The sequence below is a fragment of the Paracoccus halophilus genome (assembly GCF_000763905.1).
GTDB classification, from domain to species: Bacteria; Pseudomonadota; Alphaproteobacteria; order Rhodobacterales; family Rhodobacteraceae; genus Paracoccus; species Paracoccus halophilus.
This window is the reverse complement of record NZ_JRKN01000006.1, coordinates 12,973-27,190: the sequence shown is the minus strand read 5'-3', so window position 1 is coordinate 27,190 and position 14,218 is coordinate 12,973. Positions and strand designations below refer to the sequence as shown.

The following is a 14,218-nucleotide window of genomic DNA, read 5'->3' as shown; positions in this document are numbered from 1 at the left end:
CCGCCATCCGCCTGTCATCCGCCCGTCACGGAAACATTTGGGCGATATCCCCGAATATGTCATCATGACGACAAATGACAGCAAGCCGCAGAGGTGTTCGCAGCAACACACCGGCCAGCAAGGGGAGGAAGACATGACGGATCAGGCAGCCAACGGACATCGCGGGGACGACACCGGGCCGGGGCAAAGCCCGCCTTGGGCCGGGCGGCGCGAATTCCTGCGCGGCACCGGCCTTTCGGCCTTTGGCGCGATGCTGGGCATGGCGGTTCCCTTTGGCGCCAACATGCCCGCCGGGCTGATCCCGGCCGCGCTGGCGCAGGATACGGGGCTGGATCTGATGACCGGCAAGAACGGCCTGATCGTGCTGGGCGACAGGCCGCTGAACGCCGAGACGCCGGCCCATCTTCTGGACGATGACGTGACGCCCTATGACCGCCTGTTCATCCGCATGAACGGGCTGGTGCCGCAAAGCGCGCTGGACGCCAGTGCCGAGGGCTGGACGCTGACCGTCGATGGCGAGGTGGAGAACCCGCTGGAGCTGACCATAGACGAGCTGAAATCCCGTTTCGAGAATGTGACCCGCCGGCTGGTGCTGGAATGCGGCGGCAATGGGCGCGCCTTCTTCAACCCCGGCGCCTCGGGCAACCAGTGGACCACCGGCGCGGTCGGCTGCCCGGAATGGACCGGCGTGCGGCTGGCCGATGTGCTGCGCGAGGCGGGCGTGCGCGACGGCGCAGTCTATACCGCGCATTACGGCAATGACGTGCATCTGTCCGGCGATCCGGAGAAAGAGGTCATCTCGCGCGGGGTGCCGATCGAAAAGGCGATGCAGGATGACGGGCTGATCGCCTGGGCGATGAACGGCGCGCCGATCCCGGCCCTGCACGGCTTTCCGCTGCGGCTGGTCATTCCCGGCTATCCCGGCTCGGTCAGCCAGAAATACCTGACCCGCATCCGGATCCGCGATCAGGTCCATGACGGCGCCAAGATGACCGGCTATTCCTATCGGCTGCCGGCCTATCCCGTGGCGCCGGGAACCGAGGTGCCGGAATCCGACATGGTCGTGATGACCGAGATGCCGGTAAAATCGCTGATCACATTCCCGCAGACCGGCGCCGATGTCGCGGCGGGGCAGGCGACCGAGGTGCGCGGCCATGCCTGGGCCGGCAATGGCGATGTCGCGGCGATGCATGTCTCGGTCGATTTCGGCCAGACCTGGCAGGAGGCCAGGCTGGAGCCGCCCGCGAACCGTTTTGCCTGGCAGCGCTGGCGGGCCGAGGTGAACCTGCCGGTGGCGGGCTATTACGAGGTCTGGGCGCGCGCGACGGATATGAACGGTGTCAGCCAGCCCTCGACGACGCCGGGCTGGAACCCGCGCGGCTATGGCAACAACATGCAGCACCGTATCGCCCTGATCGCGGCTTAGGGGGCTGTCATGCGTGCGATCACGACATTCACCGCCCTTGGCGCCCTGCTGCCTTTCGCCCTGGCTCTGGGGCCGGCATCGGCGCAATCCCGGCCGGACCCGATGCGCGCCGCGGCGACCCAGGCCGCGCGGCCATCGCTGAGCGATCCGATGGTGGCGCTGCGTGCGCCGACCGAACAACCGGCGGATGGCGTGGCCGCCAGCGCCGAGTTCGGCGGCCTGCCCGACGCGCCCGGCGCCGAGGAGACCTATTACCAATGCGTCGCCTGCCATTCGACCGAGATCATCAAGCAGCAGCGGATCACCGATGCCCGCTGGGACGATCTGTGGGGCTGGATGGTCGAGCAGCAGGGCATGGTCGAACCCGAACCCGAAATCCGGGCGGCGATCCTTGGCTATCTCAAGACGCATTTCTCGTCCGAGAGATAGCAGCGGCGGGAATCTCCGCGCCGGGCCGGGTGCACGATCGGGCTGGCCGGCGCTATTGCAGCAGCGCCGGCGCGGCCACCACGGAATCGGACGGGATGGCATGGACCAGCACCGATGCCGTCTGACCGATCCGCATGGTCACGCCTTCGGGCAGCTCGCCCAGATCGATCCGGACCGGGATGCGCTGTGCCAGCCGGATCCACTGGAATGTTGGCTGGACATTGGGCAGCAGGTTGATACCCGTCGATCCGTCCTGCTTCGCGATCCCCCAGCTGATGCTGTCCACGGTGCCGGTGAACGGGTCGTCCGGATGGCCCATCAGCGTGATCACGGCCTGATCTCCGGGCTGGATGTCGCGGATGAAGGTCTCGCGGAAATAGGCGTCGATCCAGAAGCTGCTCTCGTCGATCAGCGCCAGGATCGGCTGATTGGCCACCGCCTGGCTGCCGACCCGCAGGCCCAGATTGGTGACATAGCCGTCGCGCGAGGCCCGGACGGTCGTGAACTCCAGATCGAGACGTGCGTTTTCCAGCTGCGCGGCGGCGCCGCGGATCCGCTCGTTGCTTTCCCCCTCGCCGCCCAGATCGGCCTGGGCCTCGGCCAGCTTCGCCTCGGCCTGGGCATGGGCGCTGCGGGCGCCGGCAACGGCGGCTTCGGCCTGACGCTTGTTGGCCAGATTGACGTCGTAATCGCGCTTTACCTGATCAAAGCGCGCCTGCGAGATATCGGCGGTCTGCAACAGCGCGGCGCTGCGCCGCATCTGCTCCTGAAGCTCTGTCAGCGTGGAATCGGCGGCCATGACCTGGCTTTCCGCCTGCACGATCCTTGACCGCGCCTCGGCGACGCCCGCCTCGGCGGCGGTGACGCGCTTGGTCAGGACCGCGACATTGTTCACCGTCTGGTCATACATCGCCTGCGCCTCGTCCAGCGCGGCCTGATAGGTCCGGGGGTCGATCTGGAACAGGATGTCACCGGCGCTGACGCGCTGATTGTCGCGTATCGGCAGCGACACGATCGGCCCCGAGACGCGCGGCGCGACCTGGATCACATCGGCCCTGACCTGGCCGTCGCGCGTCCAGGGGTTGCGGAAATAATCGATGAAATGCCAGCTGACCGCCGCGATGGCGGCCAGAATGATCAGCGCGGACAGGGCGTAGCGATAAAGTGGTTGCATAGGGCTCAGATCCGGATTGCGAACGTGCCGAAGGCGATGATGTAAAGCGCCAGGATCGACATGAAGACCAGTCGGGGCGCGACGAAATGGCGGGACAGGCGCAGGCGATTGAGCAGCCAGGCGGTCAGCCATGATGCGATCAGCGAGATCACGACGACCACCAGCAAGGGCGAGACATAGACGCCGGAGATGTCGATTTCCCTGGGGATCATGTCACAGCCTCGCATCGTTCAGTCGGGTCCAGTCGATGCCGCTTGCCGGCGGCACGAGGCTGGTGACGGCCCGGGTCAGACCCCGCAGCGCGGCCAGTTCACGCAACAGGTCGCGGCTGTCATCGTCGCTGAACTGCGCGCCGAAGCGCCTCAGGATTTCATGCGCGAGGGCGGTGATCCGCGCCAGTTCCGCGCCGGTCCCGTCCTGCGGGTCGGGCGTCAGGGTGTCGGGGCTGTCGCGCAGGGTCCTGCAGATCCGGATCAGCTCGTCGCGCCATTGCGCGATTTCGGGCAGCATGTTGGCATGGCTTTCGTGAAAGCCCGCGGACCGCGAGATCATGTCGACGCGGGTGATGCGCTGCGACATCGCGGCCATGGTCGTCAGCAGGTCCTGCATCCGTCCGCGGCCCTCCTTGGGAAGCATGCTGTCGGGGATGACCTGCAGCCAGTTGCTCAGCCAGGGCAGAATCGCGTTGATGCTGCGCAGATGATAGTTGCGGAGCTGCCGCTGCCACCAGCTTTCCCGGACCCCGCGGTCGCGGGTCATCCAGTTCAGCAGCCAGAGAAACGAGCCGAGATAGCGGCGGAACAGCCGCCGGAACGCGTGCTCGGCCCGGAACGAGACGGGCAGCATCGCGGTCAGCCACAGCAGCGCAAAGGGCACCAGGAATCCGACCACCATATTGGCGGTGAACAGAAAATTGTAGGTCTGGTTGTTGTCCAGTTGCAGCAGGATCACCGTCATGCCGAAGCCGAGGGTCCGCGCCGTGGCCAGATGCGGTTCATAGAACAGATAGGTGATCGCGAAGCTGACCAGAAACAGCACGGCGGCAAGTTGGGTATAGCTGGTCAGATGCGGCAGCACGAAGATGTGCAGCCCCGCCCCCAGCAGCATCATGGCCATGCCCATGATCGCCACGACCTTTACCGGCGCGGTCGGCATCCGGCAGATCGACAGCGGCATCTGGGCGGCCAGGACCAGCACCGTGGAGACCGCCGGAAGGTTCGGAAAATAGATGAAAATCGCGAAGGCGCAGAGGAAGGTCACCGGCACGCGCAGCGCAATGGCCAAGCGCTCGGGGTCCGGGATGATGCTTGCCGGCGGTTCCTGGTGCGGCCGCCGGGGCGGCCTTTCGCCCGGCGCCATGCCCTGGCCCTCGGCCACCGCGAAAAGCAGCGCCCGCGATGCGCGCTCGATCTCGGCCAGCGCGCCCAGGCTGACCTCCAGCGCGGCCAGCGCAAAGGGATCCTCGCCCGCGCGTCGTGGCCGGGCCGAGGGGATCGGGATGTCGCGCGCCGGCTCGAAACTTGCCGCGCCGCCAAGCAGGTCCCCGGCCACCTGCAGACGGCGCGATATTTCGTCATGAACGGCCGCCAGACCGGCCGCGAGCGGCTGGATTTCGTCCTGTTGCAGATTGGCGAAGCCCAGGCGCCAGTTCAGCAGCCCCTCGATCAGCGCCTCCAGTTCCAGCACCGCGTCGCGCCAGGCGCCGTAGTTTTCGAGGATGTCGAAACTGTCGACCGCCGCCCCGTCCAGGCGCGCGCCCAGCATGATCCGCAATTGCGTGACCGACTGGCGCAAATCGCGGATATCCTCGGGTTTCGTGGCATCCTCGGGCGCCGACAGGAAGGCATCGGCCAGCGACGGGAAAATCCGGCCGACCTGTGCGATCCGGGCGGCGAGATCGGCCTTGAACTGATCGCGGGTCGAGGCCGGAAAGATCAGGATTTCCACCAGCGTATAGATGCCGATGCCCAGCATGGTCTGCTGCAGCCGCACCATCGCGATGTCGAATGCCGCGCGCGAGTCGAGCTGTGAATATTCGGTCATCAGGATGACCAGAAAGGCGCCGACGAACCATGTGTACCAGATGCGGGAATTTCCCGACAGGAACCAGCCGCAGATGAACAGCCAGATCGAGACGGCGGCCGCGTAGGCCCAGCGATCCTGGGCGAACAGGGCCAGGAATGTCAGCGACAGCACCACCCCGATGACGGTGCCCGCGAGCCGCATCAGCCCCTTGGCAAGGGTTTCGCCGCCGGTGTTCAGAAAGCAGAAGGCGACCGAGAACAGCGCCCATTTGGTATCGCTCCAGCCAAGGGCCATGCTGGCCCAGCCCGCGATCACCATGGCCAGCGCAACCTTGAATGCTCCCTGCATCCGCTCCGGCATCTAGCGCCCCCTACAGGTGCGCGTCAGGCGCCGGATCGCGGTCATGGCGCGCCGGGCAGGGCGCAGGCCACCAGCGCGTCGGAGGGTGGCGTCTTCATGAAATGGTGCCCGCCGGCCATGATCACCAGATATTCCCTGCCATTCTGCTCATAGATCATCGGGTTGGCCTGGCCGCCGCCGGACAGAACGTCGCTCCAGACGTTTCCCCGGTGCGGATGTCGATTGCACGGATGGGATTATCCGTCGCCGCCGCGATGAAGGCAAGACCCGATGCCGTGGTCACCGCGCCGCCCTGCACGATCACCGGCGGCGCGGTGATGGCGGCGGTGCCGGGGATAGGCGTTGCCAGCTCATTGCTTTCGCTGCTGCTTCGCGCCAGTCCGATCTTCAGATCGGCCTCGCCATTCCCGCCGTAATGCGTGGGTGCCGGAAGTGCTGAAAGGATCAGCAGCACCAAAGGCCCAGTCACGCGGGGCCAGAGGCCAGTGTTCACCCATAAGGGCGATCGGATATTGGCCTGATTCGTCGGCAAAATCGGTAGCCGCCTTCAACCTTCGTGCTCACTCCTGATCCGGCTGAAAGACGTCTTCGATCGTCAAATCGAAAAGCCGCGCCACATTGAACGCGAGCGGAAGGCTGGGGTCATAGCGCCCCCGTTCAAGGGCGTTCACGGTCTGCCGCGAGACCTTCAGAAGGGTGGCCAGGTCAGCTTGCGACCAACCCTTTTGTTGACGCAGCTCCCGAATGCGGTTGTTCATTTGAAACGTAACCGTCCGATCACGACCCCGACGAACCATATCGCAGCCATCAGCGGCCATACGGCAAACATCGAGATCTTCGGGAATCCTGCCCCTTCGAGAAAACCGTAACCGAATGTAATCAACGCGGTTCCTGAAAACGACAGGGCGAGCGCTTCGAACTGCAGCTTGCGCTGCAACTCGTCCATCTGGCGGATGCTCCAGACCACCGCCCCGCAAATGAACGCGGCGGGCAGCATCGGGCTGAGGGCAATCAGGATACGGGCAGGCCGGGCCTCGATGCCGGCCGCGAGAAGGCGTTGAGAAGCAAACAGCATTGCCGCATACGCGGCCAATCCGACGAATATAAGAAGAAGTCCCCGCATTGCCGTCTCCGCGCATATGTAAAGTTTGCTTTACACATGGCGCGCCAAACCGGTGGTGTCAAGTCTGCTTTACACGGCGAGTTTCAGCGGCAAGCGCAGAAGCTCGGCTTCGGGTCGGGATTGCACGGCGTCCGGCGTGGTTTTCCCTGATGTGCCGGCTGCGAAAACCCCAGGAGCCGATGGTTCTGGCGATGGCTATTGCATCACGGATCTGTGCCAGAGGCTCCTTGTCATTCCGGCGTCCGGGCCTCGCCGGGCGTCTGGCTTTGCTGACGCCACAGGTCGGGGGTGATGCCCTCGGTCTCGCGAAAGACGCGGATCAGGTGCGAGGCGTCGCAAAAGCCGGTTTCCTCGGCGATCCGCGTCACCGTGCGGTCGCTGCGCGACAGCAGCATCCTTGCCTGCGCCAGCCGGATGCGGATCGAGGCATCGGCCGGCGGAATGCCCAGATCGGCGTTGAAATGCCGCTCGAGCTTGCGGCGGCCGACGCCCAGATCGCGGGCGATGCGGGCAATCGAGAGCGGCGCCTGCAGGTTCTGCTGCATGGCCAGAAGGGCGCGGCGCACCAGCGGGTCATGTGCGTTCAGTTCCAGCGGCAGGCCGGGCTGCGGACGGTCACCCTCCATCGGCTCGTCGATCATCAGGATCGACAGGCTCTTGCGGGCGGCGGCGCGGCCAAGGTGGCGGTCGACCAGAAAGGCCGACAGATGTGCCGCGCTGACCCCGCCCGAGCAGGACAGCCGATCGCGGTCCACGACGAAGATCTGGTCCGAGACGGGGCGCATCCTTTCGAATTCGGCCAGGAAATCCTGGTGGTGAAACCAGCTGACGCAGCAGCGATAGCCATCCATCAGCCCGATCCGCGCCATGGCGAAGACGCCGGTGCAGAGCCCCCCCAGGGCCACGCGGGCGGTGGCGGCGCGGCGCAGAAAGGCCGACTGCTCGGGCGACAGCCGCCCGGATTCGATCAGGCCGCCGACGGTAAAGATATAGTCGAAGCGCGACGGATCGCCCAGCCGCTCGTCCGGCTCGACCCTGATCCCGCAAGAGGATTGCACCGGCGCCATATCGGCCGACAGCACCTTCCACTGGCAGCGGATCGGCCGCGAGCCGTCGCCGTCATCGGCGGCCAGCCGCAGCACATCGACAAAGGTCGCGAATGCCGACAGGGTGAAGCGCGGGGTCAGCAGGATGCCGATCCGCAGCCGTGGCGGGGCCGGCTGGGAAACGGGGGCAGGCTCAGGCATGCGTCGCGATCCGTCGATGGTTCATGTCGCGATCATGCCATATTTGCGTCATATATCCAGTGCAGCCGCATCAGCCTTTGGTCGCAGCCGGCGCGGCCGGCGCCGGCGCGGTTTCTTCATCGTCGTCCTCCAGCGCGGGCGGCGTCTCGCCGGCAAGCAGGTTGCCGAACTTGTTCAGGCCGGGGATATGCTCGGCCAGCACACGGATCACGACCAGCAGAGGCACCGCGATGATCATGCCGAGCGCCGACCACAGCCAGGCCCAGAGCGCCACGGTCAGGAACACCACCACCGTGTTCAGCTGCAACCGGCGCGAGACGAAATAGGGGGTGATCAGCTGCCCTTCGAACGCGGTCAGGAACAGGTAGCTGCCGCCGACCATCAGCGGCGTGACCAGATCGTCAAAGACGAACAGCGCCACCAGCGTCGCGATCACCACGCCGCCGACCGAGCCCAGATAGGGGATATAGTTCAGCAGAAACGCGGCCAGTCCGAACAGTATCGGGCTGGGCATGCCCCAGGCCCACATGGTCAGCCCCACCGACAGGCCGAGGCAGGCGTTGATCAGGGTGATGGCGCCAAGATAGGTGCCCAGCCGGTCCTCGATTTCGCGCAGGGCCATATAGGCCGCGCGCTTGTCGCGCATGGTGTCGAAGCTTTGCACGATCTTGAGGTAAAGCAGATCGCCCGACGAGATCAGGAAGAACAGCAGGAACAGGGTAAAGACGATCTGGCTCAGCAGGGCCGGGCCCAGGTTCATCAGGCTGACAAGGGCCGAGGTCTCGGGCGCGGTCGTCACCTGGACATTGATCTGCTGGTCGGGCTGGTCCTGCGCCGCGGGATTGCTGAGCGTGCCGGTCAGCGTCGCGGCGGGCGCGACGGCAGTGGCGGTATCCTCACCGTCGTCGGTGCCCGCGCCGGTGATCTCGTCCAGCTTTTCGGCGGCGCGTTCAAGCCCGCGGAAATTGCTGCGCAGATCGGTAAACCGCTGCTCCAGCCGGGTCGAGATCTGCGGCGCGTCCTCGATCAGCCGGTTCACCGGGCCCGAGACGACGACGCCGATCCCGGCCACTGCCACCACCAGGGCCAGCGATACGATGGCCGCCGCGGCCGACGCGCCAAGGCCCAGTCGCTGCATCAGGCGGCGAAACGGGCTGAAGACAAAGAACAGCAGCACCGCCAGCGTGACGGGCATCAGGAAATCGCGCGCCTGGGCGAAAAAGCTGAACAGCAGGATCAGGAAGATGCCGATGACCGCCCAGTTGGCGACGATATTGACGCCGGGCTTGGCGTCGCGATGGCGGGCCGGAAACATGTGATTGCGGCTTTGGTCGTCAGGCGTCATGTCTTGTGTTCCCGGCTGGCTGGACCGAAACGCAAAGCCCGCGCCGGGGTTCCCCGTCGCGGGCCTGTCACGCGCCTGTCACGGCTTGGCGGCCGGATCAGATCGGATGGTCGCCGGTCGCGTCGATGACGCGGGTGGGCAGGCCCAGCTTGCCCAGCAGTTCCAGGAAGGGGCGGGCGGGCAGGTCCTCGACATTGACCATGCGCTTCACGTCCCATTCGCCGCGCGCGACCAGAATGGCGGCCGCGACCGGCGGCACGCCGGCGGTGTAGCTGATGCCCTGGCTGCCGACCTCGTTATAGGCGTCCTTGTGATCGGCGACGTTATAGATGAACACCTCGCCCGGCTTGCCGTCCAGCGTGCCCTTGACCAGATCGCCGATGCAGGTCTTGCCCTCGTAATCGGGGGCGAGGCTGGCGGGGTCGGGCAGCACCGCCTTGACCACTTTCAGGGGCACGACCTCCAGCCCCTCGGCGGTTTTCACCGGCTGTTCGCTGAGCAGGCCCAGGTTCTGCAATACGGTGAAGACATTGATGTAATGTTCGCCAAAGCCCATCCAGAACCGCACATCGGCGTCCTTGTAGCGCGCCGACAGGCTGTGCACCTCGTCATGTCCCGACAGGTAGGCGGTGCGCTTGCCCACGACCGGCAGATCCCATTCGCGGCCGACCTCGAACATCTTGTTCGAGCGCCATTCGCCGCCCTGCCAGCTATAGACCGTGCCGGTGAATTCGCGGAAATTGATCTCCGGGTCGAAATTCGTCGCGAACCAGCGGCCGTGGCTGCCGGCGTTGATGTCCACGATATCGATGGATTCGATCCTGTCGAAATATTCGTCCTCGGCCAGGCGGGCATAGGCATTGACAACGCCGGGGTCGAAGCCGACGCCCAGAATCGCGGTCATGCCGGCCTTTTCGACGTCCTCGCGCCGCTTCCATTCGTGGTTGGCGTACCAGGGCGGGGTTTCGCAGACCTTGTCGGGCTCTTCGTGGATGGCGGTGTCCAGATAGGCGGCGCCGGTGTCGATGCAGCCCTGCAGCACGGTCATATTGATGAAGGCCGAGCCCACGTTGATCACGATATCGGCGCCGATCCGGCGGATCAGATCGGCCACCGCCTTGCTGTCCATCGCGTCCAGCGCATGGGCGCTGAATTCGACCTCATGGCCCTTGTCCCGAACGCTCGCGATGATCCTTTCCGCCTTGGAGACGGTTCGGCTGGCGATATGCAGCGTCCCGAATTCCCCGGCGTTCTGCGCCACCTTGTGCGCGACCACCTGGGCGACGCCACCGGCGCCGATGATGAGCACGTTCTTGGCCAATTCGTTCTCCTTTTCAGGGTCAGAGGACAGGGATGGGCGGTCGTCCCGTGCCAGAGGGCTCAGGACAGACTAGCCTTGTAATCGCCATATGAGAACCGGCGCTGCTCGCGCAGCGTGCCGTCCTCGTCGCGGATGACGATGGCCGGCATGGCGACGCCGTTGAACCAGTTCTTCTTGACCATGGTATAGCCGGCGGCATCCGCGATGCTGATCCGGTCGCCGACCTTGAGGGGCGCGGCAAAGCGTCCCTCGCCGAAAATATCGCCGGCAAGGCAGGTCTTGCCCGCGATCTGGTATTCATGCGCGCCGTCCTGCGGCAGCTTGGCGGTTTCGCGATAGATCAGCAGATCCAGCATATGCGCCTCGATGCTGCTGTCCACGATGGCCACGTCCTTGCCGTTATGGATCAGGTCCAGCACCGTGACCTCGAGCGAGGCGGCCTTGGTGATGCTGGCCTCGCCCGGTTCAAGGAAAAGCTGGACGCCGAATTTTTCCTGGAATGCCTTCAGCCGCTCGGCCAGACGGTCCAGCGGATAGCCGTCGCCGGTGAAATGGATGCCGCCGCCCAGGCTGACCCAGTCCAGTTTCTTCAGGAAACCGCCGAATTCGGCCTCGATCCGCGACAATTGCGCGTCGAACAGGTCGAAATCGCCGTTTTCGCAATTGTAATGGATCATCACCCCGGAGATTCGCTCAAGCGCCTGTTCCAGCCGGTTCAGGTCCCATTCGCCCAGCCGCGAGAACGGCCGCGCCGGGTCGGCCAGATCAAAGCCCGAGGTCGAGAAACGCGGGTTCAGCCGCAGCCCGATATTGATGCCGCGATCCGCCGCGCGGGCGCCGAAACGGTCCAGCTGGCCCAGGCTGTTGAAGATGATCTTGTCGGCGTAGCCCAGGGCCTCGTCGATCTCGTGATCGGCCCAGGCGACGGAATAGGCGTGGGTTTCCTTGCCGAATTCCTCGTGCCCCAGACGCAGCTCGAACAGCGAGGACGAGGTGGTGCCGTCCATGAAGGGCCGCATGAAGTCAAAGGCCGACCAGGTGGCAAAGCATTTCAGCGCCAGCAGGCATTTCACGCCCGAGGCCTCGCGCAGGTGCTGGATACGCTCCATGTTCACGCGCAGCTTGGCGAGGTCGATCAGGTAATAGGGCGTCTGCAGGTCGGTCATCGGCGTCCCCCGGTCGAAAACCCGTCGAAGGTCAAAGGAATGGCTGATTTAGGGCCATGCGAGCCGTTTCGCAAGGAAAGGTGACGGCGGTGTGACGTCGCGGCGGCCTCCGGGCCGCTTGCGGTTCGGGCTCAGTCGTCGACGATCGACAGGATCTGCGGCAGGGCGGGGCAGGGCAGAAGCTGGTTGCGCGCCACATCGGCCAGCGTGTGATTGTGCAGGAACACATAGACATGCGCCGACAGGCTTTCCCACAGCCGGTTCGACAGCGTCTGCGCCCGCGACCCCGACACCCCGCCCGAGGCGCCCGCGCCGACATGCAGCGCGCTGACGGTTTCATCGACCGCTTCCAGCACCTCGGCCACGCGGATGGTTTCCGGCGGCTTGGCCAGGCGATAGCCGCCGCCGGGCCCGCGCACCGAATCGACCAGCCCGGCACGGCGCAGGCGGACGAAAAGCTGTTCCAGATAGGGCAGCGAGATGTCCTGCCGCTTCGATATCTCGGCCAGCGAGGTCAGGTCGTCGCCCTTGGCGATGGCCAGATCGACCAGCGCCACCATGGCGTAACGCCCCTTGGTAGACAGTTTCATATCGCCCCTCCTTGCTGGCAGCGCATTGACGAAACGCCTGCCTAAGGCTAATTCCCTTGCGCCGCCCTTGACTGCGTCTTGCCCCGGCCGGTCGCGCTTCCCAGATTGACGATCTAGAGCCGCGCCGCCAAAGGGTCAAGAAACCCGAGTTTCAAAGGAAACCCATGCCCGAACTGATTTTCCCCGGTCCCGAAGGTCGTCTTGAGGGGCGCTATCACGCGCAAGCCATTCCGGACGCGCCGATCGCCATCATCCTGCATCCGCATCCGCAATATGGCGGGACGATGAACAACCGGGTCGTCTACAACCTGCACTATGCGTTCCACCGTATGGGTTTCACCGTCATGCGGTTCAATTTCCGCGGCGTCGGCCGCAGCCAGGGCGAATTCGACCAGGGCATCGGCGAGCTGTCGGACGCCGCCTCGGCGCTGGATTACCTGCAGGCGATGAACCCCAACTCCAAGCATTGCTGGGTCGCGGGCTTCAGCTTCGGCGCCTGGATCGGCATGCAACTGCTGATGCGCCGGCCCGAGATCACCGGCTTTATCAGCGTGTCGCCGCCCGCCAACATGTATGATTTCAGCTTTCTCGCGCCTTGCCCGTCCTCGGGGCTGATCATCAACGGCACCGCCGACCGCGTGGCGCCGCCCAAGGATACCCATTCGCTGGTCGGCAAGCTGCGCGAGCAGAAGGGCATCACCATCTCACACGAAGAGGTCGAGGGGGCGGACCACTTTTTCCGCGACGATGAGACGCATATGAAGCCGATGATCGAAACGGTTCAGGCCTATGTCCGCCGCCGGCTGACCGAGACCACGCGATAAGGCGCGGGGCCGGCCCTTTGTTTCCCGCGAGGCACCCGTGACCGATCCGAGCCGGCATTTCGAGTTCCTGGCCGAGGCCGACCGGCTGAAGGCCGTCGATCGCGCCAATGTGCTGATGGATCTGTCGCGGCCCGAAAACAGCGCCGAGCACAGCTGGCATGTGGCGCTTTACGGGCTGGTCTTCGGGGCCTCGGACCGGGCGATCCGGATGATCCTGCTGCATGATCTGGTCGAGATCGACGTGGGCGACCACCCGATCCACCTGGCCCATGATGCCGAGGCGGTGCGCCGGGCCGAGCAGGCCGCCGCCCGGCGCCTGTTCGGCCTGCTGCCCGATGGCGCGGCGCAGATGGCGCTGTGGTCCGAGTTTGAGACCGGCGACAGCGCCGACGCGCGCATGGCCCGGCGCATGGATCACGTCCAGCCGCTGTTTCAGGTCCTTGCCGCGCCGCGCCCGCTGCCCGATCACATGGATATCGTCCGTGCCAATATGACGCAGGGCCGCGCGGCAAGGCTGCTACATGAATGGCCCGAGGCGATGGCGGCCGCGCAGGCGCTGGCCGAGGGGCGCGCCGTCGCCGGAGATCTGGCCCGTCGGCTGGCCTTTCTGGCCGAGGCCGACATGCTGAAATCTGTCCTGCGCGCCAACCCGCTTTGCGATGGCTCGCGGCCCGAGAACAGCGCCGAACACAGCTGGCACCTGGCGCTTTATGCGGCGGTCCTGGCGCCCTTTGCCGCGCCCGGGGTCGATATCGACCGCGTCATCCGCATGCTGATCCTGCATGATCTGGTCGAGATCGATGTGGGCGACGTGCCGCTGCATTCCCAGAGCGGGCAGGCGCATGGCTCGGCTAGCGTGAAGGCGGCCGAGGCGGCGGCGGCGCGGCGCATCTTCGGATTGCTGCCGGCCGCGCAGGCAGGCGCGTTCACCGCCCTCTGGCACGAGTTCGAGGAGGCGCGCACGCCCGATGCGGTCTTTGCCAAGGCGCTGGATCGCTGCCAGCCGGTTTTGCAGAACCTGCGTTCGGGCGGGCAGTCCTGGCGCGACTATGGCGTCACATTCGCCGATATGGAGCGCCGTGTCGGGGTCAACGTCGCCCTTGGCGCGCCGGCGCTATGGGACTGGCTGCGCCACGAGATCGCCGCTGTCCTGCCGCGAAACTGAACGGCCGGGCGGGATTCGCACGT

The 14,218-nt window shown here is 65.5% G+C and carries 15 protein-coding genes; 4 read left to right on the top strand and 11 right to left on the bottom strand.

The window, feature by feature from the left end:
• Positions 1–133: 133 nt before the first annotated feature.
• Both IT41_RS05890 and IT41_RS05885 read left to right on the top strand, forming a co-directional pair.
• Entirely contained in the window at positions 134–1,426 is a 1,293-nt protein-coding gene (locus IT41_RS05890) for a sulfite oxidase (RefSeq protein WP_036739640.1), read from the top strand.
• Between the two features lie 9 nt (positions 1,427–1,435).
• On the top strand, positions 1,436–1,855 hold the full coding sequence (locus IT41_RS05885) for a hypothetical protein (protein ID WP_036739433.1): 420 nt from the start codon (positions 1,436–1,438) through the stop codon (positions 1,853–1,855).
• 52 nt (positions 1,856–1,907) lie between these two features.
• Here IT41_RS05885 and IT41_RS05880 read toward each other — a convergent pair whose 3' ends face one another.
• The 11 genes from IT41_RS05880 to iscR all read right to left on the bottom strand — a co-directional run bounded on the left by IT41_RS05880 (position 1,908) and on the right by iscR (position 12,206).
• Positions 1,908–3,029, bottom strand: a complete 1,122-nt coding sequence (locus tag IT41_RS05880; RefSeq protein WP_036739431.1) for an HlyD family secretion protein — start codon at positions 3,027–3,029, stop codon at positions 1,908–1,910.
• Positions 3,030–3,034: 5 nt separating this feature from the next.
• Positions 3,035–3,241, bottom strand: coding sequence for a DUF1656 domain-containing protein (locus IT41_RS05875; RefSeq protein WP_036739430.1), 207 nt, complete (start codon positions 3,239–3,241; stop codon positions 3,035–3,037).
• 1 nt (position 3,242) lies between these two features.
• On the bottom strand, positions 3,243–5,402 hold the full coding sequence (locus IT41_RS05870; RefSeq protein WP_036739427.1) for an FUSC family protein: 2,160 nt from the start codon (positions 5,400–5,402) through the stop codon (positions 3,243–3,245).
• Positions 5,403–5,568: 166 nt separating this feature from the next.
• Complete coding sequence (locus IT41_RS21955; RefSeq protein WP_197055979.1) at positions 5,569–5,868, bottom strand: hypothetical protein; 300 nt, start codon at positions 5,866–5,868, stop codon at positions 5,569–5,571.
• Positions 5,869–5,974: 106 nt separating this feature from the next.
• Complete coding sequence (locus tag IT41_RS05860) at positions 5,975–6,172, bottom strand: helix-turn-helix transcriptional regulator (protein WP_036739422.1); 198 nt, start codon at positions 6,170–6,172, stop codon at positions 5,975–5,977.
• Positions 6,169–6,537 carry a hypothetical protein gene (locus IT41_RS05855; protein ID WP_036739420.1) on the bottom strand — a complete coding sequence of 123 codons (369 nt, stop codon included), beginning with the start codon at positions 6,535–6,537 and terminating at the stop codon, positions 6,169–6,171. Before IT41_RS05855 ends, IT41_RS05860 begins: the two co-directional genes overlap by 4 nt.
• Before the next feature lie 230 nt (positions 6,538–6,767).
• Positions 6,768–7,784, bottom strand: coding sequence for a GlxA family transcriptional regulator (locus IT41_RS05850; RefSeq protein ID WP_036739418.1), 1,017 nt, complete (start codon positions 7,782–7,784; stop codon positions 6,768–6,770).
• 70 nt (positions 7,785–7,854) lie between these two features.
• The gene (locus IT41_RS05845) at positions 7,855–9,129 is read right to left on the bottom strand and encodes an AI-2E family transporter (protein WP_052081294.1); all 1,275 of its coding nucleotides are present in this window, start codon (positions 9,127–9,129) and stop codon (positions 7,855–7,857) included.
• Between the two features lie 97 nt (positions 9,130–9,226).
• The gene (locus IT41_RS05840) at positions 9,227–10,450 is read right to left on the bottom strand and encodes a saccharopine dehydrogenase family protein (protein WP_036739416.1); all 1,224 of its coding nucleotides are present in this window, start codon (positions 10,448–10,450) and stop codon (positions 9,227–9,229) included.
• Between the two features lie 59 nt (positions 10,451–10,509).
• Positions 10,510–11,616 (bottom strand): carboxynorspermidine decarboxylase, encoded by a 1,107-nt coding sequence (nspC, locus tag IT41_RS05835; RefSeq protein WP_036739414.1) that lies wholly within the window; start codon positions 11,614–11,616, stop codon positions 10,510–10,512.
• Positions 11,617–11,747: 131 nt separating this feature from the next.
• Positions 11,748–12,206: a Fe-S cluster assembly transcriptional regulator IscR gene (iscR, locus tag IT41_RS05830; protein WP_036739412.1), complete on the bottom strand. Its 459-nt coding sequence runs from the start codon at positions 12,204–12,206 to the stop codon at positions 11,748–11,750.
• Between the two features lie 164 nt (positions 12,207–12,370).
• On the opposite strand from iscR, the gene IT41_RS05825 reads away from it, so the two are divergent.
• Together IT41_RS05825 and IT41_RS05820 are read left to right on the top strand one after the other, a co-directional pair.
• Complete coding sequence (locus tag IT41_RS05825) at positions 12,371–13,030, top strand: alpha/beta hydrolase (protein WP_036739411.1); 660 nt, start codon at positions 12,371–12,373, stop codon at positions 13,028–13,030.
• A gap of 37 nt (positions 13,031–13,067) precedes the next feature.
• On the top strand, positions 13,068–14,195 hold the full coding sequence (locus IT41_RS05820) for an HD domain-containing protein (RefSeq protein WP_036739410.1): 1,128 nt from the start codon (positions 13,068–13,070) through the stop codon (positions 14,193–14,195).
• Positions 14,196–14,218: the final 23 nt, after the last annotated feature.

What these genes read in the sequence shown, in the direction of transcription:
- IT41_RS05890 (WP_036739640.1), top strand. Translation starts at nt 134, where the DNA reads ATGACGGATCAGGCAGCCAACGGACATCGCGGGGACGACACCGGGCCG.
- IT41_RS05885 (WP_036739433.1), top strand. Translation starts at nt 1,436, where the DNA reads ATGCGTGCGATCACGACATTCACCGCCCTTGGCGCCCTGCTGCCTTTC.
- IT41_RS05880 (WP_036739431.1), bottom strand. Translation starts at nt 3,029, where the DNA reads ATGCAACCACTTTATCGCTACGCCCTGTCCGCGCTGATCATTCTGGCC.
- IT41_RS05875 (WP_036739430.1), bottom strand. Translation starts at nt 3,241, where the DNA reads ATGATCCCCAGGGAAATCGACATCTCCGGCGTCTATGTCTCGCCCTTG.
- IT41_RS05870 (WP_036739427.1), bottom strand. Translation starts at nt 5,402, where the DNA reads ATGCAGGGAGCATTCAAGGTTGCGCTGGCCATGGTGATCGCGGGCTGG.
- IT41_RS05860 (WP_036739422.1), bottom strand. Translation starts at nt 6,172, where the DNA reads ATGAACAACCGCATTCGGGAGCTGCGTCAACAAAAGGGTTGGTCGCAA.
- IT41_RS05855 (WP_036739420.1), bottom strand. Translation starts at nt 6,537, where the DNA reads ATGCGGGGACTTCTTCTTATATTCGTCGGATTGGCCGCGTATGCGGCA.
- IT41_RS05850 (WP_036739418.1), bottom strand. Translation starts at nt 7,784, where the DNA reads ATGCCTGAGCCTGCCCCCGTTTCCCAGCCGGCCCCGCCACGGCTGCGG.
- IT41_RS05845 (WP_052081294.1), bottom strand. Translation starts at nt 9,129, where the DNA reads ATGACGCCTGACGACCAAAGCCGCAATCACATGTTTCCGGCCCGCCAT.
- nspC (WP_036739414.1), bottom strand. Translation starts at nt 11,616, where the DNA reads ATGACCGACCTGCAGACGCCCTATTACCTGATCGACCTCGCCAAGCTG.
- iscR (WP_036739412.1), bottom strand. Translation starts at nt 12,206, where the DNA reads ATGAAACTGTCTACCAAGGGGCGTTACGCCATGGTGGCGCTGGTCGAT.
- IT41_RS05825 (WP_036739411.1), top strand. Translation starts at nt 12,371, where the DNA reads ATGCCCGAACTGATTTTCCCCGGTCCCGAAGGTCGTCTTGAGGGGCGC.